At 68.0% G+C, this 2,210-nt stretch carries 2 protein-coding genes; both read left to right on the top strand.

All coding sequences use genetic code 11. The features are described 5' to 3' along the window. The first annotated feature begins 160 nt into the window (after positions 1-160). Entirely contained in the window at positions 161-1,399 is a 1,239-nt protein-coding gene (istA, locus tag ABHU32_RS09955; RefSeq protein WP_346979811.1) for an IS21 family transposase, read from the top strand. Beyond that, complete coding sequence (istB, locus tag ABHU32_RS09950) at positions 1,396-2,184, top strand: IS21-like element helper ATPase IstB (RefSeq protein WP_055285406.1); 789 nt, start codon at positions 1,396-1,398, stop codon at positions 2,182-2,184. Before istA ends, istB begins: the two co-directional genes overlap by 4 nt. Positions 2,185-2,210 lie beyond the last annotated feature (26 nt).

Genomic DNA, 2,210 nt, shown 5'->3' with positions numbered 1-2,210 from the left:
TGTTAGCGCTACTGTAAAAACAACCAATTTCGCCATCGCACTTTAGCCGATTCCGCCAACGCAATTTCCCCAATCGCGCCAACGCATTTTCACCATTTCCACCAACGCCGGGGCTTACGCTTCGACCGACAAGCGAACGATGCTTTCGGGAGGAGCGGCCGTGGCGGAGAAGAACCTGATCGGAGAGTTGGACATGTACAGGGAAGCGGGCATAAAGCCCAACTTCAGCGACATAGCGAAGCGCTACGGCAAGGACAGGCACACCGTGGCGGCGTACTGGAGGGCCGAGGGCGGCCGGCCCCGCGACGGGCGCGCCGACAGGGCGGGCTCCTTCGACGCGCACATCGAGGAGGTGGCCGCCAAGGCGCAGCTGCCGGGGGTCACCAAGAAGGGCATCCACGAGTGGCTGCTGCACAGGTATCCCGGCGAGAACCTGGCCGGCTACAACGCCTTCACCCAGTTCATGCGCAAGAACGGCATCGCCGTCGGGGCCTCCGCCGGCCCGGAACCGCACCCGCGCTTCGAGACGCCGCCCGGGCTGCAGCTGCAGTTCGACTGGAAGGAGTCGGTCAGGATGGCGAACCGCGACGGCGAGCTGTTCGAGTTCAACGTGTTCGCGGCGACGCTGGGCCATTCCCGCAGGCACATATTCATCCGGTCGGGGACCAGGACGACCGACGACCTGGTCAGATGCATGTACGCCACGATCGCGAGGCTCGGCGGCGTGCCCCGCGAGTGGGTCACGGACAACATGTCCGCCCTGGTGACGGTCAAGGGCGGCAGGCGCCTCAAGGTCCAGCGCGCATACGAGTTCGCCAAGGCCGCCGGCTTCGAGCTGAAGCTGTGCCGCCCGCGCAGCCCCCAGACCAAGGGCAAGGTCGAGTCGTCGAACCGCTTCCTGTCGCGGCTCGCGGCCTACCAGGGCGACTTCGACGGCTGGGACGACATCGACGAGATCATCGCGCGGATCGAGGACGCCAGCAACTCCGAGCCCAACGAGACCACGGGGCTGCCGCCCTCCGCGCTGTTCATGGAGGAGAAGGACGCGCTGCTGCCCGTCGGCAACCTCCGCGCCCTCGAGGAGGCGATGGGCGACGTGGTGCGCGTGGCCAGGGTGCCGGCCACGATGCTGGTCAGCGCGCACGGCGAGCCCATGTCGGTGCCCAGGCGCTGCATCGGCAGGCCCGCCCGCATCGTCTGCATGCCCGGCGGCGCGATGGACTGCTACGTCGGCGGCGAGCTGGTGGCGACGCACGTGGCGGGCGGGCCGGCCTACGACCCGGCGCACTACGCCGAGGCCATGGCCGGGAAGCGCTGGTTCGGCGACGCCGCCGGCGACATCGAGGCGGCGGCCGCCGCCAACCTCGGGCTGCTCGACTCGATAGGGGGCTCGCTGTGAGCGCCGCCGTGCAGGCCAGCCCGCTCAACCGCCTGGCTGCCAATCTCGAGGAGCTGGGGCTCGAGGGCATGGCGTCGTCGGTGCCCGAGTACGTCAGGCTCGTCGCCGACGGGAGGAAGAGCCTGGTCGACGCCATGCTCGAGCTCACCGACGCCCAGATAGCCCTCAAGCGGCGCGCCGACGACGAGCGCCGCACGAGGATGGCCAACTTCCCCTACATAAAGACGCTGGCCGACTTCGACTGGGGTTTCCAGCCGAGTGTGCCCCGCGGGCTGGTCGAGCAGCTGGCCACGCTCGAGTTCGTCGACCGCGGCGACAACGTCGTGCTCGTCGGCAGCCCGGGCGTCGGCAAGACCCACCTGTCGATAGCCATAGGCCACGAGGCGGTGATGGCCCGCAAGCAGGTGTACTTCGCCGACTGCTCGAGGCTGGTCGAGGACCTAAAGCACGCCTCGGCGAAGGAGGCGCTGGCGCGCAGGATGCGGTTCTACGAGCACTGCAGCCTGCTGATAATAGACGAGCTGGGCTACCTCGATATCGGGAAGGAGGGCGCCGACCTGCTGTTCCAGCTGGTGAACAGGCGCTATGCGCTCAAGCGGTCGACGATCGTCACGACCAACGTGCCGGTCGGCAGGTGGGGCGACGTGTTCGGCAGCAACGTCACGGCCTCGGCGGTCGCCGACAGGCTGTGCCACCACTGCGCGATGATCAAGATAACGGGCCGGTCGTACCGCCTGAAGGACGTGTCCATCGGCGGTGAGGACGGGAAGGAGGAGGGCGCCTAGGCGCCGAAAGCGGCACATCCGCGTTG

Source organism: Collinsella aerofaciens (assembly GCF_039758965.1).
Taxonomy (GTDB): domain Bacteria; phylum Actinomycetota; class Coriobacteriia; order Coriobacteriales; family Coriobacteriaceae; genus Collinsella; species Collinsella aerofaciens_BR.
Note: the sequence above shows the minus strand (reverse complement) of the source record. Positions and strands in the feature narration are given on the sequence as shown.